1 protein-coding gene is annotated in these 451 nt (G+C 55.0%); it reads left to right on the forward strand.

Features of this window, described 5'->3' with window-relative positions; all coding sequences use genetic code 11:
• Nucleotides 1–412: integrase core domain-containing protein (locus J9889_RS19765; RefSeq protein ID WP_210557811.1), on the forward strand; the 412-nt coding region annotated here is incomplete at its 5' end.
• Nucleotides 413–451: the final 39 nt, after the last annotated feature.

A 451-nucleotide genomic window follows, 5' to 3' on the forward strand; every position in this document is an offset into this window, starting at 1 on the left:
GTTTAATGTGATCGACGACTTCAACCGCGAAGCACTGTGCATCGAGGTGGATTTCTCCTTGCCTGCCACACGGGTCAAACGGGCGCTGGAGCAAGTGATCGCGTGGCGGGGAAAGCCGGTGGAGATCCGCTGCGATAATGGCCCGGAATATATCAGCGAGGAGCTCAAGCGCTGGGCTCAGCAGGAATGGATAGCGCTACGGTATATCCAGCCGGGCAATCCCCAACAGAACGCGTATATCGAGCGGTTTAACCGCACGGTACGTTACGACTGGCTGGGTCATTACCTGTTTGAGTCACTGAATGAATTGCAGGCATTTGCCACAAACTGGTTGTGGACGTATAACCATGAGCGGCCCAATATGGCGCTGGGTGGCTACACACCAAAACAGCGCCTAATGCAGGCCGCATGACCTCTACTTTTGAGTGCCCCTAAGAATGGGGGGAATACC

The organism is Aeromonas sp. PrichA-15, assembly GCF_017939245.1.
Classification (GTDB): Bacteria; Pseudomonadota; Gammaproteobacteria; order Enterobacterales; family Aeromonadaceae; genus Aeromonas; species Aeromonas caviae.